General features: G+C 62.9%; 27 protein-coding genes. 15 read left to right on the top strand and 12 right to left on the bottom strand.

Going from position 1 to position 25,955, the window contains the following annotated elements:
- Positions 1–8: 8 nt before the first annotated feature.
- The 5 genes from I6A82_RS07265 (at position 9) to I6A82_RS07245 (ending at position 2,717) form a co-directional block, all read left to right on the top strand.
- Positions 9–254, top strand: coding sequence for a DUF2312 domain-containing protein (locus tag I6A82_RS07265; protein ID WP_198094314.1), 246 nt, complete (start codon positions 9–11; stop codon positions 252–254).
- A 270-nt stretch (positions 255–524) separates the two neighbouring features.
- Positions 525–842, top strand: coding sequence for a hypothetical protein (locus I6A82_RS07260; RefSeq protein ID WP_198094313.1), 318 nt, complete (start codon positions 525–527; stop codon positions 840–842).
- A gap of 381 nt (positions 843–1,223) precedes the next feature.
- Positions 1,224–1,421 carry a hypothetical protein gene (locus tag I6A82_RS07255; protein WP_198094312.1) on the top strand — a complete coding sequence of 66 codons (198 nt, stop codon included), beginning with the start codon at positions 1,224–1,226 and terminating at the stop codon, positions 1,419–1,421.
- 20 nt (positions 1,422–1,441) lie between these two features.
- Positions 1,442–1,654 carry a hypothetical protein gene (locus tag I6A82_RS07250; protein WP_198094311.1) on the top strand — a complete coding sequence of 71 codons (213 nt, stop codon included), beginning with the start codon at positions 1,442–1,444 and terminating at the stop codon, positions 1,652–1,654.
- Complete coding sequence (locus tag I6A82_RS07245; protein ID WP_198094310.1) at positions 1,641–2,717, top strand: tyrosine-type recombinase/integrase; 1,077 nt, start codon at positions 1,641–1,643, stop codon at positions 2,715–2,717. The genes I6A82_RS07250 and I6A82_RS07245 overlap by 14 nt, the downstream gene beginning before the upstream one ends.
- A gap of 78 nt (positions 2,718–2,795) precedes the next feature.
- On the opposite strand, the gene I6A82_RS07240 is transcribed toward I6A82_RS07245, so the two are convergent.
- Positions 2,796–3,083, bottom strand: a complete 288-nt coding sequence (locus I6A82_RS07240; RefSeq protein WP_187335765.1) for a hypothetical protein — start codon at positions 3,081–3,083, stop codon at positions 2,796–2,798.
- Between the two features lie 142 nt (positions 3,084–3,225).
- On the opposite strand from I6A82_RS07240, the gene I6A82_RS07235 reads away from it, so the two are divergent.
- From I6A82_RS07235 to I6A82_RS07225, 3 genes are read left to right on the top strand one after another with little or no spacing between them, the layout of a single operon-like run.
- Complete coding sequence (locus I6A82_RS07235) at positions 3,226–3,648, top strand: hypothetical protein (protein WP_198094309.1); 423 nt, start codon at positions 3,226–3,228, stop codon at positions 3,646–3,648.
- Between the two features lie 58 nt (positions 3,649–3,706).
- On the top strand, positions 3,707–3,955 hold the full coding sequence (locus I6A82_RS07230; protein ID WP_198094308.1) for a hypothetical protein: 249 nt from the start codon (positions 3,707–3,709) through the stop codon (positions 3,953–3,955).
- Entirely contained in the window at positions 3,952–4,956 is a 1,005-nt protein-coding gene (locus I6A82_RS07225) for a DUF6976 family protein (protein WP_198094307.1), read from the top strand. The genes I6A82_RS07230 and I6A82_RS07225 overlap by 4 nt, the downstream gene beginning before the upstream one ends.
- A gap of 66 nt (positions 4,957–5,022) precedes the next feature.
- Here I6A82_RS07225 and katG read toward each other — a convergent pair whose 3' ends face one another.
- The 3 genes from katG to I6A82_RS07210 all read right to left on the bottom strand — a co-directional run bounded on the left by katG (position 5,023) and on the right by I6A82_RS07210 (position 9,344).
- Positions 5,023–7,215 carry a catalase/peroxidase HPI gene (katG, locus tag I6A82_RS07220; RefSeq protein ID WP_198094306.1) on the bottom strand — a complete coding sequence of 731 codons (2,193 nt, stop codon included), beginning with the start codon at positions 7,213–7,215 and terminating at the stop codon, positions 5,023–5,025.
- A gap of 113 nt (positions 7,216–7,328) precedes the next feature.
- Entirely contained in the window at positions 7,329–8,114 is a 786-nt protein-coding gene (locus tag I6A82_RS07215) for a 3-hydroxybutyrate dehydrogenase (protein ID WP_198094305.1), read from the bottom strand.
- Positions 8,115–8,180: 66 nt separating this feature from the next.
- The gene (locus I6A82_RS07210; RefSeq protein WP_198094304.1) at positions 8,181–9,344 is read right to left on the bottom strand and encodes a DUF3734 domain-containing protein; all 1,164 of its coding nucleotides are present in this window, start codon (positions 9,342–9,344) and stop codon (positions 8,181–8,183) included.
- A gap of 111 nt (positions 9,345–9,455) precedes the next feature.
- On the opposite strand from I6A82_RS07210, the gene ypfJ reads away from it, so the two are divergent.
- Both ypfJ and I6A82_RS07200 read left to right on the top strand, forming a co-directional pair.
- Positions 9,456–10,340 carry a KPN_02809 family neutral zinc metallopeptidase gene (gene ypfJ / locus I6A82_RS07205; protein WP_198094303.1) on the top strand — a complete coding sequence of 295 codons (885 nt, stop codon included), beginning with the start codon at positions 9,456–9,458 and terminating at the stop codon, positions 10,338–10,340.
- Between the two features lie 44 nt (positions 10,341–10,384).
- Entirely contained in the window at positions 10,385–11,533 is a 1,149-nt protein-coding gene (locus I6A82_RS07200; RefSeq protein ID WP_198094302.1) for an alpha-hydroxy acid oxidase, read from the top strand.
- A 3-nt stretch (positions 11,534–11,536) separates the two neighbouring features.
- Here the strand turns inward: I6A82_RS07200 and I6A82_RS07195 are convergent, their stop codons facing one another.
- The gene (locus I6A82_RS07195) at positions 11,537–12,100 is read right to left on the bottom strand and encodes an ATP-dependent Clp protease proteolytic subunit (RefSeq protein WP_198094301.1); all 564 of its coding nucleotides are present in this window, start codon (positions 12,098–12,100) and stop codon (positions 11,537–11,539) included.
- 77 nt (positions 12,101–12,177) lie between these two features.
- Here I6A82_RS07195 and I6A82_RS07190 point away from each other — a divergent pair, with 77 nt between their 5' ends.
- Complete coding sequence (locus I6A82_RS07190; RefSeq protein ID WP_198094300.1) at positions 12,178–13,179, top strand: LLM class flavin-dependent oxidoreductase; 1,002 nt, start codon at positions 12,178–12,180, stop codon at positions 13,177–13,179.
- Between the two features lie 65 nt (positions 13,180–13,244).
- On the opposite strand, the gene sdhA is transcribed toward I6A82_RS07190, so the two are convergent.
- Genes sdhA through sdhC form a run of 3 tightly spaced genes read right to left on the bottom strand, consistent with a single transcriptional unit; the run spans position 13,245 to position 15,907 of the window.
- Positions 13,245–15,080 (bottom strand): succinate dehydrogenase flavoprotein subunit, encoded by a 1,836-nt coding sequence (gene sdhA / locus I6A82_RS07185; protein ID WP_198094299.1) that lies wholly within the window; start codon positions 15,078–15,080, stop codon positions 13,245–13,247.
- On the bottom strand, positions 15,080–15,469 hold the full coding sequence (gene sdhD, locus I6A82_RS07180; protein WP_198094298.1) for a succinate dehydrogenase, hydrophobic membrane anchor protein: 390 nt from the start codon (positions 15,467–15,469) through the stop codon (positions 15,080–15,082). The genes sdhA and sdhD overlap by 1 nt, the downstream gene beginning before the upstream one ends.
- A 3-nt stretch (positions 15,470–15,472) precedes the next feature.
- A complete protein-coding gene (sdhC, locus tag I6A82_RS07175) occupies positions 15,473–15,907 on the bottom strand; it encodes a succinate dehydrogenase, cytochrome b556 subunit (RefSeq protein WP_187335752.1) in 435 nt (144 codons plus the stop codon).
- 178 nt (positions 15,908–16,085) lie between these two features.
- Here sdhC and I6A82_RS07170 point away from each other — a divergent pair, with 178 nt between their 5' ends.
- The 3 genes from I6A82_RS07170 (at position 16,086) to I6A82_RS07160 (ending at position 19,206) form a co-directional block, all read left to right on the top strand.
- Complete coding sequence (locus I6A82_RS07170) at positions 16,086–17,441, top strand: methyl-accepting chemotaxis protein (protein WP_232343340.1); 1,356 nt, start codon at positions 16,086–16,088, stop codon at positions 17,439–17,441.
- Positions 17,442–17,516: 75 nt separating this feature from the next.
- The gene (locus I6A82_RS07165) at positions 17,517–18,233 is read left to right on the top strand and encodes an SDR family NAD(P)-dependent oxidoreductase (RefSeq protein WP_198094297.1); all 717 of its coding nucleotides are present in this window, start codon (positions 17,517–17,519) and stop codon (positions 18,231–18,233) included.
- 7 nt (positions 18,234–18,240) lie between these two features.
- The gene (locus I6A82_RS07160) at positions 18,241–19,206 is read left to right on the top strand and encodes a 50S ribosomal protein L11 methyltransferase (protein ID WP_198094296.1); all 966 of its coding nucleotides are present in this window, start codon (positions 18,241–18,243) and stop codon (positions 19,204–19,206) included.
- Between the two features lies 1 nt (position 19,207).
- On the opposite strand, the gene phhA is transcribed toward I6A82_RS07160, so the two are convergent.
- Positions 19,208–20,095: a phenylalanine 4-monooxygenase gene (gene phhA / locus I6A82_RS07155; protein ID WP_198094295.1), complete on the bottom strand. Its 888-nt coding sequence runs from the start codon at positions 20,093–20,095 to the stop codon at positions 19,208–19,210.
- Between the two features lie 14 nt (positions 20,096–20,109).
- Between phhA and I6A82_RS07150 the strand changes: the two genes are divergently transcribed.
- Complete coding sequence (locus tag I6A82_RS07150; protein ID WP_232343339.1) at positions 20,110–20,817, top strand: TIGR02117 family protein; 708 nt, start codon at positions 20,110–20,112, stop codon at positions 20,815–20,817.
- Positions 20,818–21,022: 205 nt separating this feature from the next.
- On the opposite strand, the gene ligA is transcribed toward I6A82_RS07150, so the two are convergent.
- The 3 genes from ligA to I6A82_RS07135 form a co-directional block, all read right to left on the bottom strand.
- The gene (ligA, locus tag I6A82_RS07145; RefSeq protein WP_198094294.1) at positions 21,023–23,146 is read right to left on the bottom strand and encodes an NAD-dependent DNA ligase LigA; all 2,124 of its coding nucleotides are present in this window, start codon (positions 23,144–23,146) and stop codon (positions 21,023–21,025) included.
- Between the two features lie 200 nt (positions 23,147–23,346).
- A complete protein-coding gene (gene recN / locus I6A82_RS07140; RefSeq protein ID WP_198094293.1) occupies positions 23,347–25,008 on the bottom strand; it encodes a DNA repair protein RecN in 1,662 nt (553 codons plus the stop codon).
- Between the two features lie 83 nt (positions 25,009–25,091).
- Positions 25,092–25,883, bottom strand: coding sequence for an outer membrane protein assembly factor BamD (locus I6A82_RS07135; RefSeq protein WP_187335746.1), 792 nt, complete (start codon positions 25,881–25,883; stop codon positions 25,092–25,094).
- Positions 25,884–25,955: the final 72 nt, after the last annotated feature.

Raw genomic sequence — 25,955 nt, 5'->3', positions numbered from 1 at the left:
GACACCCCATGACAGAAGAAGCCACCACCACCGACCAGCAACTGCGGCTGTTTATCGAGCGCGTTGAACGTCTTGAAGAAGAGAAGAAGGGCATCAGCGACGACATTCGCGATGTCTACAGCGAGGCGAAGTCGCAGGGCTATGACGTGAAAATCATGCGTCAGATCGTGCGCTTGCGGCGGCTGAAACCCGATGAGCGCAAGGAAATGGAAGCGCTGATTGAGATGTACAAGGCCGCGCTCGGCATTGGCTAACCCCTCACCCCAGGGAGGCGGGTCTCGCCAATAACCGGCCCCCTCCACACCTCGAAAGGAAATACCATGACTGATGTAAAAACCGACCCGAGAGACGATTTCAATCACCACGACCACGACAAGGTTTGTGGCTGGTGCGGCAAACTTCCGAAAAGTTGTGAGCACCTTAGGAACAGCGACCACGGCGGCAAGCCCTCCCGCTGAACTTCCCCTCTCCGCGCAAGATATTCCACAGGTAGGCACGGCAACGCCTGTGGAGAAAGGTTTACGATGACACAGGAAACGAAGTTCACGCCGGGACCGTGGGAGGTAGGCGGAGGCAAAGGGGGAGGAATCTCTTCTTACGTCTACTGCGACAACGATCTCGGCACCGCAGTAGCCGCGACGACCTTTCCTAACGACATGACTGGCTGGCCTGAAGCGACGCGTATCGCCAATGCCCACCTAATCGCCGCCGCGCCCGATGGATATGAGGTGGCTGAGATGTTTCTGGATTTCGCGCGTTCCGGCAAGTCGTTCATTTACCCGCCGGGCGGGCTGCAAATGCTCGAGCGGTTCATCGCCAAAGCACGGGGCGAACAATCATGACCGCCCTCGCCACCGCCATGAACCGCTACAGCCCGACCTATCACGCTGGCGATCGTCGGCACTGTGACGGCTGCGGATCGACGCACTGGCATATCGGACGATCAACAGCGGAGTGCGCCACCTGCGGCCATGCCATGCCTCTTGCCGAGGTCGCTGCCCAGCCTGTGCGTCCGCTGTTCTATGTCCGGTCTAGCAAGACTGCGGGGAGGGCGTGATGCTTTGTCGATTATGTCGAGGCAGCGGCACGCTAATGGAGCGCTTATTGCACTTCTATCAGTGCCCGGCCTGTGGAGGGTCCGGCGTAACTACCCAGCACGGCCCTCGCACATTCGCTGAATATCGCGTCCGCCCTGCATCATCAACAGCCCTACAGGTGCAGCCATGACCACAGCATCGAAAGCCGAACTGCTGGCGCTGGCTGATGCGGTGGCACGTGCGGTTCACACCGGAGAGGAGGGCGCCGGAACGCTGCCGGCGAAGGATAGCGTGAAGGTGCGGCCCGCTGACTGGCATCGCGTCTGCGACCTCGCGCGCCAAGCCTCCATCGCCCTTCGCGCTCTTGCGGAGAATGCAGAGTGACTGCGCGCTGGCCTCGCTTGATGAAGTGCAAGACCGCCGCAGAATATTGCGACATGAGCGAGTCTGCTTTCGTCAAAGAAGTGACGATCGGCCGCCTGCCTGGGTCTGTTCTGGTAGGCGGGCGAGAGCATTGGGACCAGCACGCGCTTGATGCCGCAATCAACCGTATCGCCGGAGTCGACACCATGCCGGACTATCGTCGCAAGCTGTACGAACGCCATGCCCAAGCGTAAACTGCCTAGCCTTCAATGGGTGAAGTATGTCCATTCGAAGGGCAAGGTCTACGCCTATTTCAACACCGGCAAGAAGAACTCCCGCGGCAAGACGATCTACGCGCCAATGCCGCACCCGTCTGCGGCGGGCTTTTTCGACAGCTACGCCGCGCTGAAAGGTGGGCGGACAAAACGCGCCACGGCTCGATACACCATCGCCGAGCTTATAGACGATTACGAGGCCAGCGGCGTCTTTTCGGATCTGTCTGTCGGCACGCAAAAAGCCTACCGGGCAAATCTCAAGCGCGTGAACAAGGAGCTTGGCGAGTTCGTAGTCGACGACCTGAAGCGCAGCGATGTGCAGGTGGTAATCGACAACACCGTTATGGGCGCGGCGTCGCACAACGGATTTCTGGCGGTACTGGGGGTGATTTACACCTTCGCTCGTAAGCGCGGCAAGACGAACCTCGAACCGACCAAGGACTTTGCCAAACGCAAGACTGGCGAATATGAAAGCTGGCCTGAGCATATTTTGGAAGCCGGGTTAATAGCCAAGAAAGCCCGCACCCGGCTCGCTATCACGTTGCTCTACTATACCGGGCAGCGGATCGGCGATGTTTGCAAGATGCGGTGGACTGATATCCGCGACGATGCAGTCTACGTCGTCCAGCAAAAGACTTCCAAGAAACTGCGCATCCCGTTGATGGCCGCCTTACGCGCCGAGCTGGACCGCACCCCTAAGACGGGCCTCACCATCCTGACAAACTATCGGGGGGGCCCACTTTCACCCCAACGCCCGCGCAAGGAACTGAAGGAGTTTACTGCGGAGTTCGGTCGCCCCGATCTTGTCCCGCATGGCCTGCGCAAGAACGCCGTTATCAGCCTCTTGGAAGCCGGGTGCACCATTGCCGAGGTCGCCAGCATAACGGGGCAGACCTACAAGGTTGTCGAGCACTATGCGCGCCAGGTCGACCAAGCGCGGCTTGGCGATGCGGCTATTTTCAAGTTCGAGAACAAACGCGGAAGAGGAAACGATTTAGAAAACAGTGCAAAAAACACTAGCAATTCCAGTGGGGGTAAGTAAAATGTCGGTTAACTTTACAGGTCTGTCACGCATTCCGACAGCTGTTGGGGCGGGCAGAGAACCCGCCCCAACGCGATTTTAATTGTTGAGATTGTCTGCCGCGTCCTTCGCCGCATCGCCGACATTCTTGGCCGCATCGCTTACATCGCTGGCGGCCGAGCTGATGGCATCATTCTTGGCGGTTTCGCTATTGCTCATCTGCATCAGGAAATAACCGCCCACGACGAGCGCGATAAGCAAGATCGCGCCGATCAGGATGCCGCTGCCACCGCCTCGCCGCGGCTCGGCCCCGTCACGCTCGATCACGGTAGTGGTGTGGGTGGAACCGTCTTCAAACCGCTCGGTACGACGTTCTTCGGTAGTCATAATCGAAACCCTCTCGACCATTAATCCAGCCTGCCAAACTGACGAATCAGCATAAAGGTTCCGCAGGTGAAACGACCGCCACCAGTCCCTCGGCTTGCGGGCCTCAACCGATCCTTAAGCGGAGCGCGCTAAGCAGACGCGCATGAACCGAAATATCAAACTGCTTGGCGGAGTGATCGGATTTGCGATGATCGTAGCGCTGGCCTTGCCATCGGGCGAGGACGCGGCACCAGATCCGGCCCCTGCCGTAACGAGTGCTCCACCCGCTCCAGCCGCTGCGCCCGCTCAGCCCACGGTTCGCATGACAGCCGAAATGCCGACCGATTTCACGATGAACAACAATGGCACGTTCGGCGAACCGACCGGCATCGACGGTTCACCGATCGGAAGCCAGCTAAGCTCTGCGCCAGCGCTGTCGCCCTCACCCTCCCCTGCACCCGGCCCCGTGATGGGCCCCCCGCCCCCACCACCGGCAGCAAGTGCTGCGAGAGGCGATAGCGCCCCGCCGCCGCAAATTGATCCGCCGAAGCCTGGACCCAAGGTCGATCGGTCCACGCCGAGCTGAGGCAGCATCTTTCGTTAGGGAGACTGGGCTAAGGGGCCCAGCAAGAGAGGAAGCCGAGATGGATTGCGCAACAATCACCATTGTTTCTCCGACGGATGATCGCTGGAGACAGCTCATCCGCGGTGGCCTGATGCCCAAATATGAATGCCTTGCTTTGCGGATCCTGATGATCCGCCTGCGCAGCGATTATCAGCAGGATGAAGGCTCGATCGACGATCTGGCGGCCGAGCTGCACCAGTTTTTCACAAAGAACATCCGCTTTGCAGCAGCCGATTATCAGACCATCTTCCATGGAGAACGCGCATGAACGCCTTGAAAGCCGATCGATCGCTGTTCGGCGTGGAGGCGGTGGCGCGCATGATCGAAAGCGGGGCCACGCTGCTCCTGGCGGCTGAAGAAGCGCTGCTCGATCAGCTGCCGCGCGGCAACTGGATCGCGGGGACCATCCCCTATTTCATGAGCGCCGAACAAGGCGGCGTGGAGGATCACGAACGCATTTTCGTGACCCGCCTGCCAGAGCAGGCGCGCGTCCATCGGCAAGAACTGATGGACGGCGAGGCCCTGCCTTCCTTCGCGCAATCGGGGCCGGACAATGGCTTCACCCTTCTTTACCTTCCTTCACAGAGCGACGTGCATGGGATGTTCGCCTTGCACGGTCAGACCTGGCCCGGCCTGTTCGATCGTCCGGTGGTGGGCTGGGTCGCCGGAACCGCGCTGGACCGCGTCGGACTGGACACCGCAAAGGTCTATGACGGCGCAAGCGGCACAAAATCCGATACGCATGCGGCGGTGATGCACATCGCTTTGCCGGATCACGCATGGGCTGCGGTGGACACCGTCAATCTGTTCGAACAGGGGGATGGCGATGCGATCCATTTCGACACGCTTGGCTTCACTGCCGGGGAGGCCCGGATCAACGGGCAGAAACGCCGCCTGATCGACTATATCGAAGAACATGGCATCGATACGCGCCTACCGCTGGTCGCGGACTATAACGGCGCCAAAATCAACGTCGCGACCGCGCGGATCGTCGAAGAAGAGGGCAAGCTGGAATTTTTCGCGCCCGTCTTCCCTGGCATTACCTATCGCTTCGCCAAGCCGATCGGCGATTATCCGGCGCTGTTCGCGGAAAAGGTGGCGAAGATGGACCGCCCGCCCAGTTTCAGCTGCAACTGCATCCTGAATTACAACTATGCCGATCTGGAGGGCCGCCACACCGCCGGGATCACCGGACCGATGTCTTTCGGGGAGATCGCCTATGTTCTGCTCACTCAGGCCGTGGTCTATCTGACCATCGAGGGGCTCTAACTCACCTGCAAAAAGGCCCGCCCCCCGATGTGGAGAGCGGGCCAGTCTGAGGGAAATCTCCGGCGATCAGTTCAGATCGAACCGGTCCGCGTTCATCACCTTGGTCCATGCTTTGATGAAGTCGTTCACGAACTTCTGTTCGTTGCCGTTCTCCGCATAGACTTCCGCGATCGCGCGCAGCTGCGAGTTCGAACCGAAGATCAGATCGGTGCGCGTGGCGCGCCACTTCTCCTTGTCGGTTTCGCGATCGGAGCCGATGAACTCCTCATCGCCGCTCTCGTCGACCACCTTCCAGGCGGTCTTCATGTCGAGCAGGTTGACGAAGAAGTCGTTGGTCAGCTGGCCTACACGGTCCGTGAACACGCCGTGCTTGCTGCCGCCCTGGTTCGCGCCAAGGACGCGCAGGCCGCCGAGCAGCACCGTCATTTCCGGCGCCGACAGACCGAGCAACTGAGCCCGGTCGAGCATCAACTCTTCGGTCTTCACGCTCATCTTGGTCGACAGATAATTGCGGAAACCGTCCGCCTTGGGCTCGAGCGGCTCGAAGCTTTCGGCATCGGTCTGCTCGTCGGTCGCATCGCCGCGGCCACCGAGGAACGGCACGGTGACGTCGAAACCGGCATCCTTCGCCGCCTTCTCCACCGCCGCGGTGCCGGCCAGCACGATGGCATCGGCCATGGAAAGGCTGCCGCGCAGCTCATCGATCTTGGCGAGCGTCTTCGACAGCTCGCTCGGATCGTTGACCGCCCAGTCCTTCTGCGGAGCCAGCCGGACGCGGGCACCATTGGCACCGCCGCGATGGTCCGACTTGCGATAGGTGGAGGCAGACGCCCAAGCGGCGCGAACGAGCTCGGATACCGAAAGGCCGCTATTCAGAATCTTCGATTTGAAGTCCGAGACATCGCCGTCCGCGGGCGTGCTGCCGGCGGGAATCGGATCCTGCCAGATCAGATCTTCCGACGGCACTTCCGGCCCATGATAGCGGACCTTCGGCCCCATATCGCGGTGGGTCAGCTTGAACCATGCGCGGGCAAAGGCATCGGCGAAATAGTCCGGATCGGCCCGGAATTTCTCCATGATCTTGCGATATTCCGGATCGACCTTCATCGCCATGTCGGCGGTGGTCATCATGGTCGGCACCTTTTTGCCCTCGCGGTGGGCATCGGGGGCCTGCGTTTCTTCCGGATTGCCCTTGGGCTGCCACTGCTGCGCACCGGCGGGGCTCTTCACCAGCTCATATTCGTGATCGAGCAGATTGTCGAAATAGCCCATGTCCCACTGGATCGGCGTCGGCGTCCACGCACCTTCGAGGCCGGAGGTGATGGTGTGCTCACCCATGCCGCTCTCGAAGCCGCTGGTCCAGCCGAGGCCCTGGAATGCGACGTCCGCACCCTCCGGCTCCGCGCCGACCAGGCTGGCATCGCCCGCGCCGTGGCATTTGCCGAAGGTGTGGCCGCCTGCGGTCAGCGCGACGGTTTCCTCGTCGTTCATCGCCATGCGGGCAAAGGTTTCGCGGATATCGCGGGCAGAACCCATCGGATCGGGCTCACCGCCCGGGCCTTCGGGATTGACGTAGATAAGACCCATCTGGATCGCCGCGAGCGGATTCTCCAGCGCCATTTCCTTGTCGGGCTGGATGCGCGTTTCGGCGCCTGTGTTAACCCACTCTTCCTCGGTGCCCCAATAGACGTCCGTCTCGGGCTCGAACACGTCCTTGCGGCCGCCGCCGAAGCCGAACACCGGGCCGCCCATGGATTCGATCGCGACATTGCCGGTCAGGATCAGCAGATCGGCCCAGCTGATATGCTTGCCGTATTTCTGCTTGATCGGCCACAGCAGGCGGCGCGCCTTGTCCAGATTGGCGTTGTCCGGCCAGCTGTTGAGCGGCGCAAAGCGCTGCTGACCGCTGTTGGAGCCGCCGCGGCCGTCCGCGGTGCGATAAGTGCCCGCAGCGTGCCAGGCCATGCGGATGAAGAACGGACCGTAATGGCCGTAATCGGCCGGCCACCAGGGCTGGCTGTCGGTCATCAGTGCATGGAGGTCCTTCTTCAGCGCATCATAATCGAGCTGCTTGAAAGCTTCGACATAATCGAAGTCTTCACCCATCGGATCGGGCGACTTGCCGCCCTGATGCAGGATTTCCAGCTGCAGCGCGTCCGGCCACCAATCGCGGTTCTGCCGTCCCAGCAGCCCGCGAACGCCGCCATCACCGTGAAAGGGGCATCCGCCGCCGCTCATCTCGCCTGTCTTCATATCCATGGGAATATTCCTCTCTGCTTTTCGCTCAGTTATGATCCTTTATAGGTCGCGCCATTGATCGAATGAAACGATATGGCTTTGTCAGACAGAGTGATCGGATCGATTGATATCGATCACTCCGCCGTCCAGCCGCCGTCGACGGACCAGTTGGCGCCGGTCACCTGCGCGGCTTCGTCCCGGCACAGGAACAGCGCGATCGCGGCGACCTGTTCGGGGGTGACGAACTCCTTGGTCGGCTGGCCTTCGAGCAGCACCTTCTCGATCACGTCCTCGCGGCTCATGTTGCGCGCCTTCATCGTATCGGGGATCTGGTTTTCCACGAGCGGCGTCCAGACATAGCCGGGGCTGATCGCGTTGGCGGTGATGCCGTGCTGGGCCAGTTCTAGGGCGATCGTCTTGGTGAAACCGGCGATGCCGTGCTTGGCGGTGACATAGGCCGTCTTGAACGGAGAGGCCGCCTTGCTGTGCGCACTCGCGGTGGCGATGATGCGGCCCCAGCCCTTCTCCTTCATATAAGGCACGGCAAGGCGCGTGGTGTGAAACGCCGCGCTGAGATTGAGCGCGATGATCAGATCCCACTTTTCGACCGGAAATTCCTCCACCGGATCGACATGCTGCGTACCGGCATTGTTGATGAGGATATCGACGCCGCCGAATTCATCGGCCGCCTGCTTCATCATCTCTTCGATCTTTTCCGGCTTGGTCAGGTCCGCGTCGGAATAGATCGCCTTGGCACCGTTCAGCGTTTCCAGCGCCTTGCGCTCCGCCTCGATATCGTCGGCATCGCCGAAGCCGTTGATGACGATATTCGCGCCTTCCGCAGCGAGCGCCTTGGCATAAGCGAGGCCAATGCCGCTGGTGGAACCGGTGACGAGAGCGGTCTTACCTTTGAGGAACATGGGAGATTTCCTTTCTTCTCTTATGACTCAAATTGCGGGACATGCGGAAAGAACGCCCGCCTCCGCTCAATCCACCAGATCGAACGCGTCGGTTTTACCGTCCGCGATATTGTGCGCCAGGATGTCCCCCTTATCGATCGATCTGCACAGGGCGTCGTGCCCTTGGTGCCAGTGATCGAGCATGGTGCTGCGCGAAAATTCAAAATCCTTTGCGCCGGTTTCCCAGGCACGCGTCCGATAGACGAGCTGAACGACATTGACCGCGCTTTCCGCCACGCGCTCACGCAGCGCCTTCACCTCCGGCTCGTCCTGCATGTCCTCGGGCAGTCGGTCGAGCAGCTTGCGCATCGCTTCGTGATCCTGGCGCAGGCGCAGATACTGGTCGGTCACCGCGCGGGTCCGGCTGGAAAAGCGGATATCCTTTTCGCGCGCCCAGACATCGGTCATGCGGCGCGGCAGCTGGCCGCGGGCCGGGAACAAATCGACCTGAAAGATCAACGTATCTTCATTGCCCTGCGTGTCCAGAATGTACCCCAGCGGTGTGTTGGAAACGAGGCCGCCATCCCAATAATGCCGACCGTCGATTTCCACCGGCGGCAGGCCCGGCGGCAGCGCGCCGGACGCCATGATGTGCCGCGCATCGATGCGGACCGGATCGTCATCGCTCCGCGTATCGAAATACTGGAAATTGCCGGTTTCGATATCCACCGCGCCCACAGCAACGCGCATCGGCCCGTCGTTCAACAGATCCCAGTCGACCAGCTTGTTGAGCGTTTCGGCCAGCGGCGCACTGTCATAATAGCTGATGGAAGCTTCGCTGCCCGCCGGGGACCAGCCCGGCGGCACCCAGTGCGGGCGGAAGAAGCCGGGTACACCGAAGCTGGCCACCGTCGCCGCGGCGGCGATGTGCGCGCCTTCGCGCACCCGGTTGTCCTCGGGCAGCACGAAATTCGGCATGCCGCCGGACACCATGTTCCAGAATGTGGTGAGCGCTTCGAGGCGCTTTTCCGGCGGGTTGCCCGCGATCAACGCGGCGTTGACGGCCCCGATGGAGATGCCCGCAACGCAGGTGAGCGGAATGGAAAGCTCGCTCAACCCCTGAAACACACCGGCTTGAAAACTACCCAGGGCGCCTCCGCCCTGCAGCAGCAATACCGTCTGATCGGGCAGCGGCATCGCCGGTCCCGCGCTACGTTTGCTGCGTTCCGTTTGCGCTTCAATATCCGCCATGTCCAACCTTCAAACCTTTGATAGAGGAACCGGTGGCGGCGTGTGATGGTTCCCACCGCGAAACAATCTGCTAGCCTTCGTCATCCGGCCCTCTGCCCAAGGATTTCTGTCATGCGTCTCGATGATTACGACAACGACATTCAGGTCAGTGACCAGCGCGGACAGAGTTTCGGGGGCGGCGGTGGCTTGGGCGGCCTGCTCGGCTTTCTACCGCTGCTTATGGGTCGCAAATTGGGCTGCGGCACGATCGTGCTGATCGCCATTGTCGGCTTCTTCATCTTTTCAAGCGGCGGGCTGCAATTGGGCGGCGGTGGTGGCGGCTCGGCAGGCAGCGCGCAGCGGGGCGGCACCTCTCTGGAGAGCTCCTGCAACATCGATGCCGTAAGCAAAGAGGCCTGCAACACATTGTCGTCGCTCGACAACACATGGGAACAGGTTCTGCCCGGCTTCCGCCAACCCACGCTGGTCTTCTACTCGCAACGCGGCCAATCCGGCTGCGGCGCCGCGCAGTCCGCCATGGGACCGTTCTATTGCCCGACCGATCAAGGCATCTATCTGGACACGGACTTCTTTCGTCAGCTCGACCAGCAAATGGGCGCAGGCGGAGACTTCGCGCGTCGCTACGTCATCGCGCATGAAATGGGCCATCACATTCAAAAGCTGACCGGCGTCGCAGACGAGGTACGACAGCGTCAGGCGCGGGCGAGCCAGGAGGAAGGCAATGCGCTGCAGGTGCGCATGGAACTACAGGCGGATTGCTATGCGGGCGTTTGGGCCGGCCAGAACCGAGACAGGCTGGAGCCGGGCGATATCGAGGAAGGCATGACCGCGGCGCACGCCATTGGAGACGACACGCTGATGAAGGAGGCGGGCCGCCGCCCGGTGGAGAGCATGTTCACGCACGGGACGAGCGAACAACGCATGCGCTGGTTGCAGCGCGGCCTCCAGTCCGGCGATCCGCAGCAATGCGATACCTTTGCCGCGCGGTCGCTGTGACGACATTGTCGTCGCCCGGCGCGATCGGATAGCGAGGCAACATCATGAAGTTTTCCGATTGCCATAATGTCGCGGACTTCCGGCGGCTCGCCAAACGCCGCCTTCCCTATCCCGTCTTCCATTATATCGACGGCGCGGCGGACGATGAGGGCACCAAAGCGCGCAACACCGCCGCCTTCGACGATGTGGACCTTGTCCCCAATGTGCTGGCCGGCAGCGAAGAGATCGACATGGGGATCACCCTCATGGGCCGGCGCATCGCGATGCCGCTGTTCCTCTCGCCCACTGCCCTGCAGCGGTTGTTCCATTGGGAAGGCGAGCGCGCCGTCGCCCGCGCCGCGGAAAAGTTCGGCACTTGGTTCGGCATCAGCTCGCTCGCCACGGTGAGCATCGAGGAGATCGGCGCCCTCGTCTCCACGCCGAAAATGTTCCAGCTCTACGTTCACAAGGACGAAGGACTGAACCGTTCGATGATCGAGCGCTGCAAGGCGGCGAAGTTCGATGCGCTGGCGCTCACCGTCGACACCATCGTGGCAGGCAACCGGGAGCGGTGCCTGCGCACCGGCTTCACCTCACCGCCCAAGCTGACGCCGCGCAGCGCGATCAGCTTCGCCGCGCACCCCGCCTGGACGATGAACTACGTCTTCCGCGAGAAATTCCACCTCCCCAATCTCGACACCCATGTCGATGCGGGCAGCAATGTTGCGGTCTCAGTTGCCGACTATTTCAACACCATGCTGGACCGGACGATGGACTGGCGCGCCGCGGAGAAAATCCGCGACGAATGGGGCGGCACCTTCTGCCTGAAGGGCATCATGTCGGTCGCGGATGCCAAGCGGGCCGTGGCGATGGGCGCGGATGCGATCATGGTGTCCAACCATGGCGGGCGGCAGCTCGACGGCAGCCGGTCGCCCTTCGACCAAATTGCGGAGATCACCGACGCGGTGGGGGGTAAGATCGAGATCATCTGCGACGGCGGCGTGCGGCGCGGCACCCATGTGCTGAAAGCCATCGCCGCGGGCGCGAATGCCTGCTCGGGCGGACGGCTCTATCTCTACGCGCTAGCCGCCGCCGGCCAGCCGGGCGTCGAGCGCATCCTCGGCAAGCTGCGGGACGAAATCGAACGCGACATGCGCCTGATGGGCGTGAGCGGAATCGACGAACTGGGGCGCAATCAGCTGCGCCGACGCTGACGATCAGACAATGTCGAGCACCAGCCCCAGCCGTTTGGCTTCCTGTGCTTCGATATACCAGTTTTCCGGCGCCTTTTCGCGGATATCCTCGAAACTGACGTCGGACTGCTCGGCGAGTGCGCGAAAGCCCTCTTCCTCGATCTCGATCGAATGTTCGATCTCGTGCAGCTTCGCTTTCAGCTGCGCGATGCACATGCGGAGAGGTCCGTTCAGATTGACGCTGGCGTTCATCTGCCGCTCGTGAACCATCAGGCGCGTTTGGCGCGTCAGAAAGCGATGTTCGCGCGGGAAATAGCTCATGAAGGTCGCGCCGGCGGAATAGACCGCCTGTCGACCGAGAAAGAGGAGTTCGCGCCCGTCATATTCGCGCAGCATGCGAATATCGTCGCCCATCGTGCGCGCCACTTCCGGATCGCCGCCCAGCGTGGTCAGCGCGATCACGATGCTGCCATCGGCAGGCGCATTTTCCAGCGCGTTGCGGAACTGATTGTACATGTTCTGGTCGACAGCCCCCGTCAGCCGGACATGAGGATTGGCGAGAAGCGGATATTGCTGGGTATCGGTCATGGCGGGCGCAACGGAGCGCGCGCAAGCCGGTTCCGGATGGCGTTGCAATCAATCGCTGCGCTTCTCACATCAGTGGCATGACAAAACTCTCCCTACTCGATCTCGTCCCCGTCACCGAGGGCGGCAGCGTTTCGCAGTCGCTGGCCAATGCGGCCGACCTTGCAGCCCATGCCGAAAGCCTTGGCTTTACCCGCTACTGGGTGGCTGAGCATCACGGCATGGAAGGTATCGCGAGCGCCGCGACCAGCATCGTCCTGGGCCATGTCGCGGCCGCTACCAAGACCATTCGCGTGGGCGCGGGCGGGATCATGCTGCCCAACCACGCACCGATGGTGATTGCCGAGCAGTTCGGAACCCTCGATGCCCTTTATCCGGGGCGGATCGACCTGGGCCTGGGCCGCGCGCCGGGATCGGACGGACGGGTTGCCGCCGCGCTGCGCCGCACGCTGGACAGCGATCCCAACGCCTTCCCGCGCGATGTGCTGGAGCTTCAAAGCTATTTCGCCGATGACGGCCAGACCGGCATTCGCGCCACGCCGGGCGCAGGTGCCGATGTGCAGATTTACATTCTCGGCTCCAGCCTTTTCGGCGCGCAGCTCGCCGCCGCGCTCGGCCTGCCTTATGCCTTTGCCAGTCACTTCGCGCCGGCCGCGCTGGACGAAGCACTCGAGATCTATCGCCACCGGTTCGAGCCTTCCGCCGTGCTCGACAAGCCCTATGCGATGTGCGGCTTCAACGTCTTCGCCGCCGATAGTGAGGCTGAGGCGGAGCTGCTGGCAAGCTCCATGCAGCAAAGCTTCGTGGCGCTACGCTCCGGCAATCCAGGCCGCCTGAAGCCGCCGGTCGCAGGCTATCGCGACAGCCTGCCGCCGCAGTATCGCCAAATGCTGGATGGGGTTCTGTCTGCCACAGCAACCGGCACCGCGCAGCAGGTGGGCGAAAAGATGGCGAAGTTCACCGATCGCACGCAGGCGGACGAACTGATCCTCACCAGCTCGATCTTCGATCATGAAGCGCGCAAGAAGAGCCTGTCGATCGCTGCCAGCGCCTTCGCCGATCAAGTGAGTGTCTCCGCCTGAACGACAGCGGATCGAACTAGCGCAAACAAAAACTGCCGGACCATCAGGCCCGGCAGCTTGTTGTCTCAATATACCCGCTTTTTCGGTTCGATATAATCGATCTCGTCGGTCAGCGTATATTCGTGGACCGGTCGGTAATCGAGGCGGACGCCTTCGTTAGCGCCATTGGGCTTGCCGCCCCAGCCGTCATACCAGCTGACGGTGTGCTTCATCCATTCCGCATCGTTGCGATCCGGATAATCTTCATGGCTATGCGCGCCGCGGCTTTCCTTGCGGTTCGCGGCGCTCTTGATGGTCACCATCGCCTGCGCCATCAGATTGTCGAGTTCCATCGTCTCAACGAGGTCGGTGTTCCAGATGAGCGAGCGATCCGACACATGGATGTCCTGCATCCGCGCGTTGACCTTGGCCATCTGGCCGAGCCCTTCGTTCAGAAGCTCGGTATCGCGGAACACGGCGCAATGCGTCTGCATGGTCTTCTGCATATCGCGGCGCACATCGGCGGTGGGCGAGCCGCCCTTGGCGTGGCGGAAATGGTCCAGACGCTCCAACGCGAACTCTTCCGAACCCTTGGGCAGCGGTTTGTGCGAGGAACCCAGCTCGATCGTCGCGGCAAGACGCTTGCCGATCGCGCGGCCGAACACCACGAGATCGATGAGGCTGTTGGAACCCAGGCGGTTGGCGCCGTGCACCGAAACGCAGCCCGCCTCGCCCGCCGCATACAGGCCCTTCACGATCTGATCGGGGTTGTCGGCCGTCGGGTTCAGCACCTCGCCATGATAATTGGTCGGGATGCCGCCCATATTATAGTGCACGGTCGGCACCACCGGCAGCGGCTTCTTGGTCAGGTCCACCCCGGCGAAGATCTTGCCGGTTTCGGTGATGCCAGGAAGACGCTCGGCCAGGATGGCGGGATCGATATGGTCGAGATGCAGGAAGATGTGGTCCGCTTCCTTGCCGACGCCGCGGCCTTCGCGAATTTCCATCGCCATGGAACGCGACACGACATCGCGGCTGGCCAAGTCCTTCGCGCTCGGCGCGTAGCGCTCCATGAAGCGCTCGCCCTCGGAATTGGTGAGGTATCCGCCCTCGCCGCGCGCGCCCTCGGTGATGAGCACGCCCGCGCCGTAAATGCCGGTGGGATGGAACTGCACGAACTCCATGTCCTGCAGCGGCAGGCCGGCACGCATTACCATGCCGCCGCCATCGCCGGTGCAGGTGTGCGCGCTCGTCGCGCTCTGGAACACGCGGCCGCAGCCGCCTGTCGCCAGCACCACGGCATGGCTGCGGAAACGGTGGATCGATCCATCCTCGAGGCACAGCGCAATCACGCCGCGGCACTCGCCATTTTCCATGATCAGATCGATCGCGAAATATTCGATGAAGAAGTCCGCATCATATTTCAGGCTCTGCTGGTAGAGCGCATGAAGCATGGCGTGGCCGGTCCGGTCCGCCGCCGCGCAGGTGCGCTGCACCGGCGGGCCCGCGCCCATATTCTGCATGTGGCCGCCGAAGGGGCGCTGATAGATCTTGCCCTCGTCGGTGCGGCTGAAAGGCACGCCGGCATGTTCCAGCTCGTACACGGCGGCCGGCGCCTCGCGGCAGAGATATTCGATCGCGTCCTGATCGCCCAGCCAGTCCGATCCCTTCACGGTATCGTACATGTGCCAGGTCCAGTGGTCCGGCCCCATATTGCCGAGGCTGGCGGCGATCCCGCCCTGCGCCGCCACGGTGTGCGAGCGGGTGGGAAAAACCTTGGTGATGCAGGCGGTGCGAAGCCCCGCTTCGGCGCTGCCCATGGTGGCGCGCAGGCCCGATCCGCCGGCGCCGACCACCACCGCGTCATAGCTGTGGTCGATGATCTGATAGGCAGGCTGGGTGGTCGTCTGGTCGTCGGCCATTATGCGGCGGCTCCGGTAAAGGCTAGTTTCAGGACGGCGAAGGTGCCGAGCGCTGCGGCAGCGATCGCGTAGAAGTTGAGGATGATGAGGAGCGGCAGCTTGGCGCTCGGCTCATGCGCATAATCCTCGATGAAGACCTGCAGGCCCAGGCGCAGGTGCCAGCAGGTGCTGATGACCAGAAGGATCATCGGCACCGCGACCAGCGGTGAGGACAGCCATGTCGCCACCGTCTGATAGCCGAGCGAAGGAAGTGCCAGCAGCGATCCCACGAACCAGAGCAGAAGAAGCAGGTTGGCAAGCGCGGTAAGGCGCTGGCCGATCCAGTGATGCGCGCCTTCTTTGGCGGAGCCGAGCCCGCGGACCCGGCCAAGTTCGGTACCATTTCCCATGGTTCAGCTCCCCAGCCCGCGCATCGCAACGAATACGATGAGCAACAATGTCAGAAGGATCGATCCGACAAAGGTCAGGATCGCGGCGGTGCGGTTCGCCTTCAACTCATATCCCGCGCCCAGATCCATCACCAGATGGCGCAGGCCCGAAAGCATGTGCTGAAAGAACGCCCAGGCGACCAGGATCGCCGCCAGCTTGAACAGGAAAGTGGTGACCGCGGCCAGGCCGCCGGCATCGCCCGCGTCGATCACCCAGGTGCTGAAGGTCTGATAGGCTTCCGGACCGGACGAGGCAGCCAGCAGCCACCATACCAGGGTGGGAATGCCGACGAGCGCGAGGATCGTCCCCGTCGCGCGATGCGCGATCGAGGCCGCCATGTGCGGTCCCCATTTCCAAATCTGTAGATGCGGAGAGAGCGGACGATTGGCCCCGGCCATAAAGGCTCCTTCAAGAGACAAGCTGTAATTTGGCCCGCCTTCTAGCCGAACCGCAGGCCGATGCAACCTGGCGCGCGCGGTTTTGGCACCGTTAGCGGCATGTTTACCAATATAGAGATATGGCCGCATCACGCGAATGCCGAGCGATCGGCCGGCTGCTCCGAAGGATTGAAAATTGTTGAAAAACACTGGTAATGTTCATCTCGACGAGCTGCAGAATTCTTTGGTTTCCAGATTGGTAAGGCTGGGATCGGACGCCCGGCTTGCTGAGGACGCGAAGGATATCTGGAGCCTGATCCAAGGGCACGAACGCGCCGCCGCCGCGGCGTTCTGGGAAGAATTCCGGCTCGACAATCCGGTAGCAGCCGGGCTTTCCGAGGAGCGGAAGGACGAGCTGATTTCTTTCATCATCGGCCACATCAGGTCAAAATATAGTGGCCCGTTTGAGCCCGGTTGGGTTGGCTTTCTGCGCCAATATGTGGTCCACGCTGTCAGTAGTTCCATCGACCCGATCAGAATTTCTGCGGGAATGACGGCAGCTCATCGCTGCGTGCTCGACGTTGTGAAAAATGGCTGCGGAGGAGACATAGACCGCTTTTCCCGGGCGGCTTATACCCTTTATCTGTTGAGCAGCATGGAGTTTGAGGTTGTTGCCAGCTTCGGCCATGCCGCGCGGACGATCGAACAAAACAACGAACAGGCCCGAATGCTGTCCCTGTTCCGGGAACAGGTCGAATCGACCGTGCGGCAGGCAGGTGATTATAGCAAGAATGTGATCGGCACCGCTTCTCAAGCAAAGAACTCGGCCCATTCCATGCTCGGTAAATCGTCCGAAGTAGCTGCGGCGTCCGAACAGTCTGCCGTCGCGATGCGCGAAGCGGCACAGACCGCCGCCGGCCTGATCCGGGCGATCGAAGAGGCGCGCGAAGAGGTGGAACAATCCGTGGAGATTACCTCGCGCGCTGCCCAGCAATCCGAAGATGCTGTGAATGTCAGTGCCGAGCTTTCGGCCCATACACAATCGATCGAATCGATCCTCGGCCTGATCCGCGATATTGCCGGGCAGACCAATCTCCTTGCGCTCAACGCCACCATCGAGGCAGCACGTGCGGGCGAGGCTGGACGCGGTTTCGCGGTGGTAGCGCAAGAGGTGAAGAGCCTGGCCAACCAGACCGCCAAGGCCACCGATGAGATCGACAAGAAAATCAGCGCTATCCAGACCGCCACCTCGCGCACCGTCGAAATGAACGGTTCGATCCGCTCAACGGTGGGCGAGGTAAAATCCTCGGCAGAGCGCATCCGTCAGGCCATGGAAATGCAGGCGCAGACGGTGACTATGATCACCAGCGCCGTCGACGAGACCGCGCTGGCCGCCGATTCGATGTCCAGCACCATCGCTTCGATCCGCCGGGACAGCGAAAATGTGACTGATGAGATTGACCGGGTGAGCCAGGCCTTCTCCGAAATGGATCGCCACCTTTCGCAGCTCGATGGGGCCGCAGACGATTTCGTGATGCGTTTCGCACAGGGCTGAACCGCGCGGGACAGTGCTGTGGCCTAAATCCGCCGCGCCCTTTTCCTTCTCGTCCGGCCCGCCTAAGTGGCGGACATGGAAAAGCAGTCACACATCCTTCTCACCGGCGCGAGCCGCGGCATCGGCAAAGCGATCTTCGAGACCCTCGATATCGCAGGCACGCGCATCGTCGGTCACGCCAGCAGCGCGCGCGGCAACCTGATCGGCGCGGACCTTTCCCTGCCCGGCGCCGCCGAGGCTCTCTGGAACGCTGCGCTGGAGAGGCTAGACGGGCGCATCGACGTCCTCGTCAACAACGCCGGTATCTTTGAACCCAATCCGATCGATCGTTCTGACATTGAATGGCTCGACGGATGGGAGCAGACAATGCGGATCAACCTCACCGCCTCCGCGGAGCTGTGCCGCTATGCCGTTCGCCATTGGCAGGAAACCGGGCGTGGCGGGCGCATCGTCAATGTCGCCAGCCGCGCGGCCTATCGCGGCGACAGCCCGGCCCATTGGCATTATGCCGCGTCTAAGGCCGGAATGGTGGCGATGACCAAATCGATCGCGCGGGGCTATGGTACCGATGGAATTCTTGCCTTTTCCATCTGCCCCGGTTTCACCATGACCGGCATGGCCCAGGACTATCTCGCCAGTCGTGGCGGGCCGGAGCTTCTGAAGGACATCCCGCTCGGCCGCGTCGCCGAAACATCAGAAATTGCCGAAATCGTGAAATTCTGCGCTGTCGACGCGCCGCCGTCCATGACCGGCGCGGTCATCGACGCGAACGGCGCAAGCTTCGTTCGCTGATCCGATCATGGCCAGTTATAAGCTATCCCTGCCCTGTACCCGCGCCGAAGCGGAAGCGCTGGAGGGCGATGTCGCGGCGTTCCTCGATGTCGATCCCTCGCCGGTGCTGGTGACGCGCGAGCGCGCGGAAGACAGCAGCGAGTGGATCGTGGAGGCCTATTTTGAGGAAGAGCCGGACGCGCACGCCGCCGATGCGATCCGCGCGCTGATCCCCAGCGCAGGAGATGCCGAGGCCGAGATCGAGCAACTGGGCGATGAAGACTGGGTCACCGCCAGCCAGTCCGGCCTCGATCCGTTCACCGTGGGGCGCTTCTATGTGCGCTTGAGCGGTGAGGCGCCGCCGGACGATCCTTCGCTGATCGACCTTCGTATCGACGCCAGCCGCGCGTTCGGGACCGGGCATCACCCGACCACCTTCGGCTGCCTGTCCGCACTCGACGATCTGTGCAGCTCCGGCGCACGTTTTTCGCGCGTCGCCGATATCGGAACCGGCACAGGCCTGCTCGCTTTCGCCGCCGCGCATCTCTGGCCGCGCGCGCGGATCGTGGCGAGCGATATCGATCCGGTCGCGGTCGAACTTGCTGCCGAATTCGCTGAACTTAACGGCATTGCCACCGGCCGCGCTGCCGGCGACATGACGCTGCTTACCGCGCCGGGCGCCGATCATCCGCTGATCCGGCGGCGTGCGCCCTATGATCTCGTGATTGCCAACATCCTTGCCGGCCCGCTGATCGCGCTCGCCCCCGATCTCGCTGCGATCCAGGCGGAGGGCGGCACGCTGGTCCTCGCCGGACTGATGAGCGATCAGGCGGACCGCGTGGCTGCCGCCTATCGCCGTCAGGGCTACAGGCTGGCGGAACGACGCGAGCGTGAAAACTGGCCCACGCTCGTTCTGAAAAAACGCCGTCGCCACGGTTTCCGCCGCAAGGCCCGCGGCGCGCGGGAGGCGCCTACCGGCACCGGCGAGTGGTAGATCAGGCGTCGCGCGCGGCTTCCAGCTCCTTCGCCATGGCGTAGGACTGCGTGCCGTTGGTGAGAACGTCGTCGCCCTCCACCAGCTCGGCCACCTCGATCGTCGGCTTGTCCGCCAGCCGTTCGTACACCGGCGCGAAATCGGTCTCGACGGTGGTTTTCAGCAAACTCTCGAAGCTATCGATCACGAAATAATTCTGCTGATAATCGTCAATGCGATATTTGGTCCGCATCACCCGCTCCAGATCGAAACCGATGCGGTTCGGGCTGTCGCTGTCCAGCGCGAACTCGCTCTCGCCATAGCTGGAGACGATGCCAGCGCCATAAATGCGCAGGCCGTCATCTTCGCGCACCAGCCCGAACTCCACCGTATACCAATAGAGCCGCGCCAGCTTCTCCAGCGCGCCCAGTTCCAGCGCGCGCTTCCCGCCCCGGCCATAGGCCGCCATATAGTCGGCAAAGGTGGGATCGGCGAGCATCGGGACATGCCCGAACACGTCATGAAAAATATCTGGCTCTTGCAGATAATCGAGCTGATCCGGCCGGCGGATGAAATTGCCCGAAACGAAGCGGCGGTTGGCGAGATGATCGAAGAACACATCGTCCGGCACCAGGCCGGGCACCGCCACCACTTTCCAGCCTGTGGCGTTCATCAGACGCTCGTTCAGCTCGTCGAAATCGGGAATGCCAGGCTTCGAAAGCTGCAGCACGTCGAGCCCTTTCAGAAACTCGGCCGAGGCGCGCCCCGGCAGCATTTCGCGCTGGCGAGCGAACAGCTTGTCCCAGGTGGCATGCTCTTCCGCCGTATAGGCATCCCAGCCCTGCGGAATGGTCCAATCGGGCGCGGCGCCCTCGGGCGGCGTTTCGAAGACGTGACTTTCTGCGTTCATGCGACGATCCTAGCATGATGAGCCCGAAAAACGAAACAGGCACGCGTTCGGCTCCCGGGCGCGCGATCAGGGCCCTGATCGGCTGGCTGCTGCTGGCAATCGGTCTCTATTTCGCTGCCGCGCTGGCCGGATCGCTCGTCGCCGCCAATCCGGGCTGGCGGGAGCCCGAAAACGGCATCACCATCTGGGTGGAGACGAACGGCGTCCACACCGGCATCATCATGCCGATGGCAAACGACGTCGCCGACTGGCGCGATCTGCTGCGCCCCTCCGACATTCGCGATCCGCGCTATTACAGCACCCATGTCCTGATCGCCTGGGGCGAGGCGCGCTTCTACCGGGAGACCGAGACCTGGGCGGACTTGACCCCCGCCATCGCCTGGAACGCAGCCACGGGATCGGACGAGACGCTGATGCATGTCGATTTCCTCTATCGGCCGGGTCCGCAGCCTTATCGCCGCCGCGTGACGCTAACCGACGAGCAATATTTTCGTCTCGCCGCAGCGGTCCGCGCGCAATTTGAAACCGGTCCGGACGGCCGCGCGGTCCCCAGTTTCGGTTATGGCCCCGCCGACGCCTTCTACGCCGCGCACGGGCGCTACAGCGCGCTCAATAGCTGCAACAGCTGGACTGGCCGCATGCTGCGAGAGGCGGGCGTTCGGGTGGGCATCTGGACGCCGATCGCGGGCGGCGTCATGCGCTGGTTTCCACCAAGGAACTGAAGCCCGCCCTTGCAGAACTTTTCGAAGCACCGCATTGTTTTTTAATGGTTTTGCAGCGGTAGGACGACCGTTTGACGGGCTCCGGCCGAACGGACAATCCTACGTCATTGCGAGGAGCCGGAGGCGACGCGGCAATCCAGAGCGGCCGCAGCACTGAAGCCGCCCTGGATTGCTTCGCTGCGCTCGCAATGACGTCGATTATGACTCACCCCGCCCGCTCGACGATCGCCGCCCATCCGGCCTCGTCGATCACTTCGATTCCGAGCTCCTGCGCCTTCTTCATCTTCGATCCCGCGCCCGGCCCTGCCACCAGCAGATCGGTCTTGGCGCTGACCGAACCTGCCGCCTTGGCGCCCAGCCGTTCAGCCTGCGCTTTGGCTTCGTCGCGGCTCATCGTCTCCAGTTTGCCGGTGAACACCACCGTTTTGCCTGCGACCTCGCTTTCGCGGGTTTCCACCACGAAGGGTTCGGGATCGACCTCTCGCATCAAATCGTCCCACGCGTCGCGATTGTGCTTCTCATGGAAGAAGTCGGCCAGCGCGAAGCCGACGGCGACACCGATCCCGTCTGTCTGCACCTCAAGAATGCTTTTCACTTTTTCGTCCATGCGCGACTTGTATTTGCCGTCGCTCTCGGCCTCCATCTGGGGGTTGGCCTCACGGTAGTCGTATATTTCCAGCGCCTTACCCGGCAGTCTTTCGAGCTTCCCGAGACCTTTCAGCAGGTCGCGCGCGGTGACCGAGCCGACATGGCGGATGCCGAGTCCGAATAGCAGCCGCGCAGCATCGGGCTTCCTCTTCGCCTCGATCGCGGCGACCAGATTGTCGACCGACTTCTCCTGCCAGCCCTCGCGCGCCAATATGTCAGCGCGGTGTTTGCTCAGGCGAAAGATATCGGCGGGGCTGTGGATCAGCCCGGCTTCCAGAAATTCCGCGATGCTCTTTTCGCCCAGCCCGTCGATGTCGAGCGCGCCGCGCGAGACGAAGTGGATGAGCCGCTGATAGCGCTGCGCCGGGCAGATCAGCCCGCCCGTGCAGCGCACATCGACCTCGCCTTCCTCGGCCACCGCCTCGGACCCGCATTCGGGGCAAGTTTCGGGGAAGTGAAAGACGGGACGCTGCTCCTCGCGCGTCAGGTTCTCGACAACCTGCGGGATGACATCGCCCGCGCGCTGGATGCGCACGCGGTCGCCGGGGCGCACGCCCAGCCGCTCGATCTCGTCCCGATTATGCAGCGTGACGTTGGAGACGACCACACCGCCGACCGTCACTGGCTTCAACCGCCCGACCGGCGTCAGCTTTCCGGTGCGCCCGACCTGGATGTCGATCGCCTCCAGCGTCGTTTCCGCCTTCTCGGCGGGGAATTTGTGCGCGATGGCCCAGCGTGGCGCTTTGGCGACGAAGCCCAGACGTTGCTGCCAGTCCAGCCGGTCCACCTTGTAGACCACGCCGTCGATATCATAAGGCATATCAGCGCGTTGCGCCTCGATGCTGCGATAATGTTCGAGAAGCTCCGAGACATCGGCGAAGCGTTTGAGATGTTCGGAAAGCGGAAAGCCCCAACTGGCGATGGCATTCATCACATCGGTCTGCGTGTCGCCCGGCACCGCGCTGTGATCGCCCCAGCCATGGGCCAGAAAGCGCAGCGGCCGCGCCTCGGTAACGCGCGCATCCTTCTGCCGCAGCGATCCGGCGGCGGCGTTGCGCGGGTTGGCGAAGATCTTTTCGCCCGCCGCTTCCTGCGCGGCGTTGAGATCGGCAAAGGCGTCCTTGGACATGTAAACTTCGCCGCGCACCTCGAACAATTCGGGCGCATCGTTTGGGAGCGCCTGCGGAATGTCCGCGATCGTCAGCGCATTGGGCGTCACATCCTCGCCGACCTGCCCGTCCCCTCGCGTGGCGGCGCGGACGAGCTTGCGGTCTTCATAACGGATCGAGAGCGACAGCCCGTCGATCTTGTCCTCCGCCGTCAGGCAGAGCGGCTCGTCTTCCGATAGGCTGAGAAACCGACGCACCCGCGCTACAAAGTCCGCGATGTCCTCATCGGAAAATCCGTTGTCCAGCGAATAGAGCCGCACCTCGTGCCGCACCTTGCTCAGCGGAGATCCCGCCACCGCGGCACCGACCTGCCTGTTCGGGCTATCCGGCCGCACCAGATTCGGAAACGCCGCCTCAATGGCGTTGTTGCGCTTCACCAGCGCATCATAGTCCGCGTCCGAAATCTCCGGCGAATCCTCGGCGTGATAGAGCCGGTTATGCTTCGCGATCTCCTTCGCCAGCCGCATCAGCTCGTTGGCGGCCTCGGCTTCCGATTCGGGCAGATCGCTCATGCCTTCGCCCCATTCGACTTGGCGCCATCGCGCAACAATCTTGCTGAAAGGTCGCAAGGGTCCGCATACGGGGGGGGCCCTTTGGCTTCCGCAAGCGATGGCGAATGCTGGGTAGGGGCGCGCGAAAAAATAGCGAAGGTCATGCCGCCAAGATTAGCCCATGCAGTTGCCGATAGGACAGGAAAATTGCCGCTGTCGGACTAGACTTCCAGCAATCGATCCGCCTGCGCCCTCGCCTCGTCCGTCACTTCGGCGCCGGAGAGCATGCGGGCGATTTCCTGGCGGCGTTCAGAACTGTCCAGCTGGTGCACGCCCGTGCGCGTCACGGTGCCGTCGGAGGACTTGGCGATGAAGAAATGGTGCGCGCCGGTCGCGGCGACCTGCGGGCTGTGGGTGACGGCAAGGAGTTGGCGGCTGGCGGACAGGCGGCTCAGACGCTCGCCGATCGCGGAGGCCACCGCGCCGCCCACGCCGCGGTCGATTTCGTCGAAAATGATCGTCTCCGCCCCGCCCTCTTCGGCAAGCGCCACCTTCAGCGCCAGAATGAAGCGCGACAGCTCGCCGCCGGAAGCGATCTTGGCGAGCGGCGCGAAGGGCGCGCCGGGGTTGGTGCTGATGAGAAATTCGATGCGGTCCTTGCCGCGCCCGCCCCATTGCTCTTCCGGCAGGTCCTCGACCGATGTCCGAAAACGCGCGGCATCCAGCTTCAGAGGCGCAAGCTCGCCCGCCACCGCGGCATCGAGCCGCTCGCCCGCCTCGCAGCGACGGGTGCTCAGCGCGTCGGCAGCTTCTGAATAGGTAGCCGCCGCGGCCGTCTCCGCCGCCTCCAGCTTCGCGATGCTGTCCGCCCCGCCCTCCAGCGCATCGAGCCGGGCGGCAAGCTGTTCGAGCAGCGCAGGGAGCGCATCCGGCTCCACCTGATGCTTGCGGGCGATGGCGCGCAGATCGAACAGCCGCGTCTCCACCGCGTCCAGCCGGGCAGGATCGAACGCCAGCGCTTCGGCCGCATCGTTCAACTTGTCTTCCGCCTCGGTAGCCTCGGCCAGCGCGCGGTCGAGCGATTCCAGCGCTTCCCCGAGCAGCGCGTGGCCCTCCGCCACCCGGTCGAGCCGCCGCGCCGCGCCGCGCAGCTGCGCCATGCCGCCGTCAGATCCCTCGAACACGGCACGGATTGCGTCCAGATCCTCGGCAATGCGTTCGCCCGCCTGCATCGAGGCGCGTTCTTCGGCCAGTGATTGTTCCTCACCCGCTTCGGGCGAGAGCGCTTCCAGTTCGCTCACCGCATGGTCGAGCCATTCGCGGTCCCGCTCGGCCTCGTCGCGTTCGGCGCGCGCCTGTTCCAGCCGGTCGCGCGCCACGCGCCAGTCCCGCCAAGCCGCAGCCACCGCGCCGCCGTCGCACCGCCCAAAAGCGTCGAGCAGCGCGCGGTGGCCTTTTGGATTGAGCAAACCGCGGTCGTCATGCTGGCCGTGGATTTCGACGAGATAGCGCCCGACCTCGCGCAGCAGCGCGGCGCTCACCGGTTGATCGGCAAGATGCGCACGGCTGCCGCCGTCGGCCTTCACCGTGCGCCGGATGACCAGCGGTTCGCCCGGCTCATGCTCGATCTCGTTCTCTGCCAGCAGCAGGGCGAGCGGCGATCCGGCTTCCGGGGCGGCGAAGCTGGCAGTAACCTTGGCGCGTTCGGCCCCCTGGCGCACCAAGCCGCTGTCGGCACGGGCACCGAGCGCGAGGCCCAGCGAATCGAGCAGGATGGACTTACCTGCGCCGGTCTCTCCGGTGAGCACGCTGAGGCCGCCTGCGAACTCCAGGTCGAGTGCCTCGATCAGCACGACGTCGCGGATGGAAAGCCCGGTGAGCATAAGCCCGCCTCTAACGGCTTAGCGGCGCAAGGGGAATAGAAGGCGAACGAATGCCGTGCGATCCGTCCGCATTCCCGTTCCGATCAGACGTAATTGGGCGCCTTGTCCTGCATCAGATCATAGGCGCGGCTATACCATTTGCTGCCCGGATAGTTCGCGCCGAGCACGGCGGCGGCCTTCTTCGCCTCCTCCGGAATACCGAGCGACAGATAGGATTCGACTAGGCGGTACAGCGCTTCGGGCGCGTGCGTGGTCGTCTGATAATTGTCGACCACTTCGCGGAAGCGCAGCGTGGCAGCAAGCCACTGGTTGCGGCGCTCATAGAAGCGGCCGATCTCCATTTCCTTGCCGGCCAGGTGATCGTTCACCAGATCGATCTTCAGCGCGGCATCGGCGGCATAGCGCGTGTTCGGATAGCGGCGCTGCACTTCGCCCAGCGCGGCGAGAGCCTGCTCGGTCGTGCTCTGGTCGCGGCGGACATCGGCGATCTGCTCATAGTGGCTGACGCCGATCAGATAATAGGCATAGGCCGCGTCTTTGTTGCCCGGATGGATCGCAAGGAAGCGCTGCGCGCTCTCGATCGCTTTGGGATAGTCGGCATCCATATAATAGCTGAACGCGCTCATCAGCTGCGCGCGGCGGGCCCAGGGCGAATAGGGATGCTGGCGCTCCACCTCATCGAACAGGGCGGCGGCAACCTTGTACTGGCGCTTGTCGAGCCGGTCCTTCGCGGCGTTGTACAGCGTGCCCACATCGCGCGCGACATAAGCGGTGTCCGCGCCCGTCTTGTTTCCGCCGATGCCCAGCGTGGAGCAACCAGCCAGAAGGACGGTCGAAAGCGCGATCGCGCCGGTACGAAGAATGATGCGTGTCATGGCGCTGTTCCCTAGCCTGCCGAGCTTCCCGCGCCAAGCCGTAAGCGCGCGCGCCTGTATCGCGGATTAAGG

It is taken from the genome of Novosphingopyxis sp. YJ-S2-01 (assembly GCF_016093175.1).
GTDB lineage: Bacteria > Pseudomonadota > Alphaproteobacteria > Sphingomonadales > Sphingomonadaceae > Novosphingopyxis > Novosphingopyxis iocasae.
Note: the sequence above shows the minus strand (reverse complement) of the source record. Positions and strands in the feature narration are given on the sequence as shown.

Excerpts from the sequence above, each read along its gene's own strand:
- I6A82_RS07200 (WP_198094302.1), top strand. The coding sequence starts at position 10,385 with ATGAAGTTTTCCGATTGCCATAATGTCGCGGACTTCCGGCGGCTCGCC.
- I6A82_RS07245 (WP_198094310.1), top strand. The coding sequence starts at position 1,641 with ATGCCCAAGCGTAAACTGCCTAGCCTTCAATGGGTGAAGTATGTCCAT.
- I6A82_RS07165 (WP_198094297.1), top strand. The coding sequence starts at position 17,517 with ATGGAAAAGCAGTCACACATCCTTCTCACCGGCGCGAGCCGCGGCATC.
- sdhD (WP_198094298.1), bottom strand. The coding sequence starts at position 15,469 with ATGGGAAATGGTACCGAACTTGGCCGGGTCCGCGGGCTCGGCTCCGCC.
- ypfJ (WP_198094303.1), top strand. The coding sequence starts at position 9,456 with ATGCGTCTCGATGATTACGACAACGACATTCAGGTCAGTGACCAGCGC.
- sdhC (WP_187335752.1), bottom strand. The coding sequence starts at position 15,907 with ATGGCCGGGGCCAATCGTCCGCTCTCTCCGCATCTACAGATTTGGAAA.
- I6A82_RS07150 (WP_232343339.1), top strand. The coding sequence starts at position 20,110 with ATGATGAGCCCGAAAAACGAAACAGGCACGCGTTCGGCTCCCGGGCGC.
- phhA (WP_198094295.1), bottom strand. The coding sequence starts at position 20,095 with ATGAACGCAGAAAGTCACGTCTTCGAAACGCCGCCCGAGGGCGCCGCG.
- I6A82_RS07240 (WP_187335765.1), bottom strand. The coding sequence starts at position 3,083 with ATGACTACCGAAGAACGTCGTACCGAGCGGTTTGAAGACGGTTCCACC.
- I6A82_RS07265 (WP_198094314.1), top strand. The coding sequence starts at position 9 with ATGACAGAAGAAGCCACCACCACCGACCAGCAACTGCGGCTGTTTATC.
- I6A82_RS07195 (WP_198094301.1), bottom strand. The coding sequence starts at position 12,100 with ATGACCGATACCCAGCAATATCCGCTTCTCGCCAATCCTCATGTCCGG.
- recN (WP_198094293.1), bottom strand. The coding sequence starts at position 25,008 with ATGCTCACCGGGCTTTCCATCCGCGACGTCGTGCTGATCGAGGCACTC.
- I6A82_RS07225 (WP_198094307.1), top strand. The coding sequence starts at position 3,952 with ATGAACGCCTTGAAAGCCGATCGATCGCTGTTCGGCGTGGAGGCGGTG.
- I6A82_RS07190 (WP_198094300.1), top strand. The coding sequence starts at position 12,178 with ATGACAAAACTCTCCCTACTCGATCTCGTCCCCGTCACCGAGGGCGGC.
- sdhA (WP_198094299.1), bottom strand. The coding sequence starts at position 15,080 with ATGGCCGACGACCAGACGACCACCCAGCCTGCCTATCAGATCATCGAC.
- I6A82_RS07255 (WP_198094312.1), top strand. The coding sequence starts at position 1,224 with ATGACCACAGCATCGAAAGCCGAACTGCTGGCGCTGGCTGATGCGGTG.
- I6A82_RS07260 (WP_198094313.1), top strand. The coding sequence starts at position 525 with ATGACACAGGAAACGAAGTTCACGCCGGGACCGTGGGAGGTAGGCGGA.
- I6A82_RS07135 (WP_187335746.1), bottom strand. The coding sequence starts at position 25,883 with ATGACACGCATCATTCTTCGTACCGGCGCGATCGCGCTTTCGACCGTC.
- I6A82_RS07230 (WP_198094308.1), top strand. The coding sequence starts at position 3,707 with ATGGATTGCGCAACAATCACCATTGTTTCTCCGACGGATGATCGCTGG.
- katG (WP_198094306.1), bottom strand. The coding sequence starts at position 7,215 with ATGGATATGAAGACAGGCGAGATGAGCGGCGGCGGATGCCCCTTTCAC.
- I6A82_RS07210 (WP_198094304.1), bottom strand. The coding sequence starts at position 9,344 with ATGGCGGATATTGAAGCGCAAACGGAACGCAGCAAACGTAGCGCGGGA.
- ligA (WP_198094294.1), bottom strand. The coding sequence starts at position 23,146 with ATGAGCGATCTGCCCGAATCGGAAGCCGAGGCCGCCAACGAGCTGATG.
- I6A82_RS07250 (WP_198094311.1), top strand. The coding sequence starts at position 1,442 with ATGAAGTGCAAGACCGCCGCAGAATATTGCGACATGAGCGAGTCTGCT.
- I6A82_RS07160 (WP_198094296.1), top strand. The coding sequence starts at position 18,241 with ATGGCCAGTTATAAGCTATCCCTGCCCTGTACCCGCGCCGAAGCGGAA.
- I6A82_RS07215 (WP_198094305.1), bottom strand. The coding sequence starts at position 8,114 with ATGTTCCTCAAAGGTAAGACCGCTCTCGTCACCGGTTCCACCAGCGGC.
- I6A82_RS07235 (WP_198094309.1), top strand. The coding sequence starts at position 3,226 with ATGAACCGAAATATCAAACTGCTTGGCGGAGTGATCGGATTTGCGATG.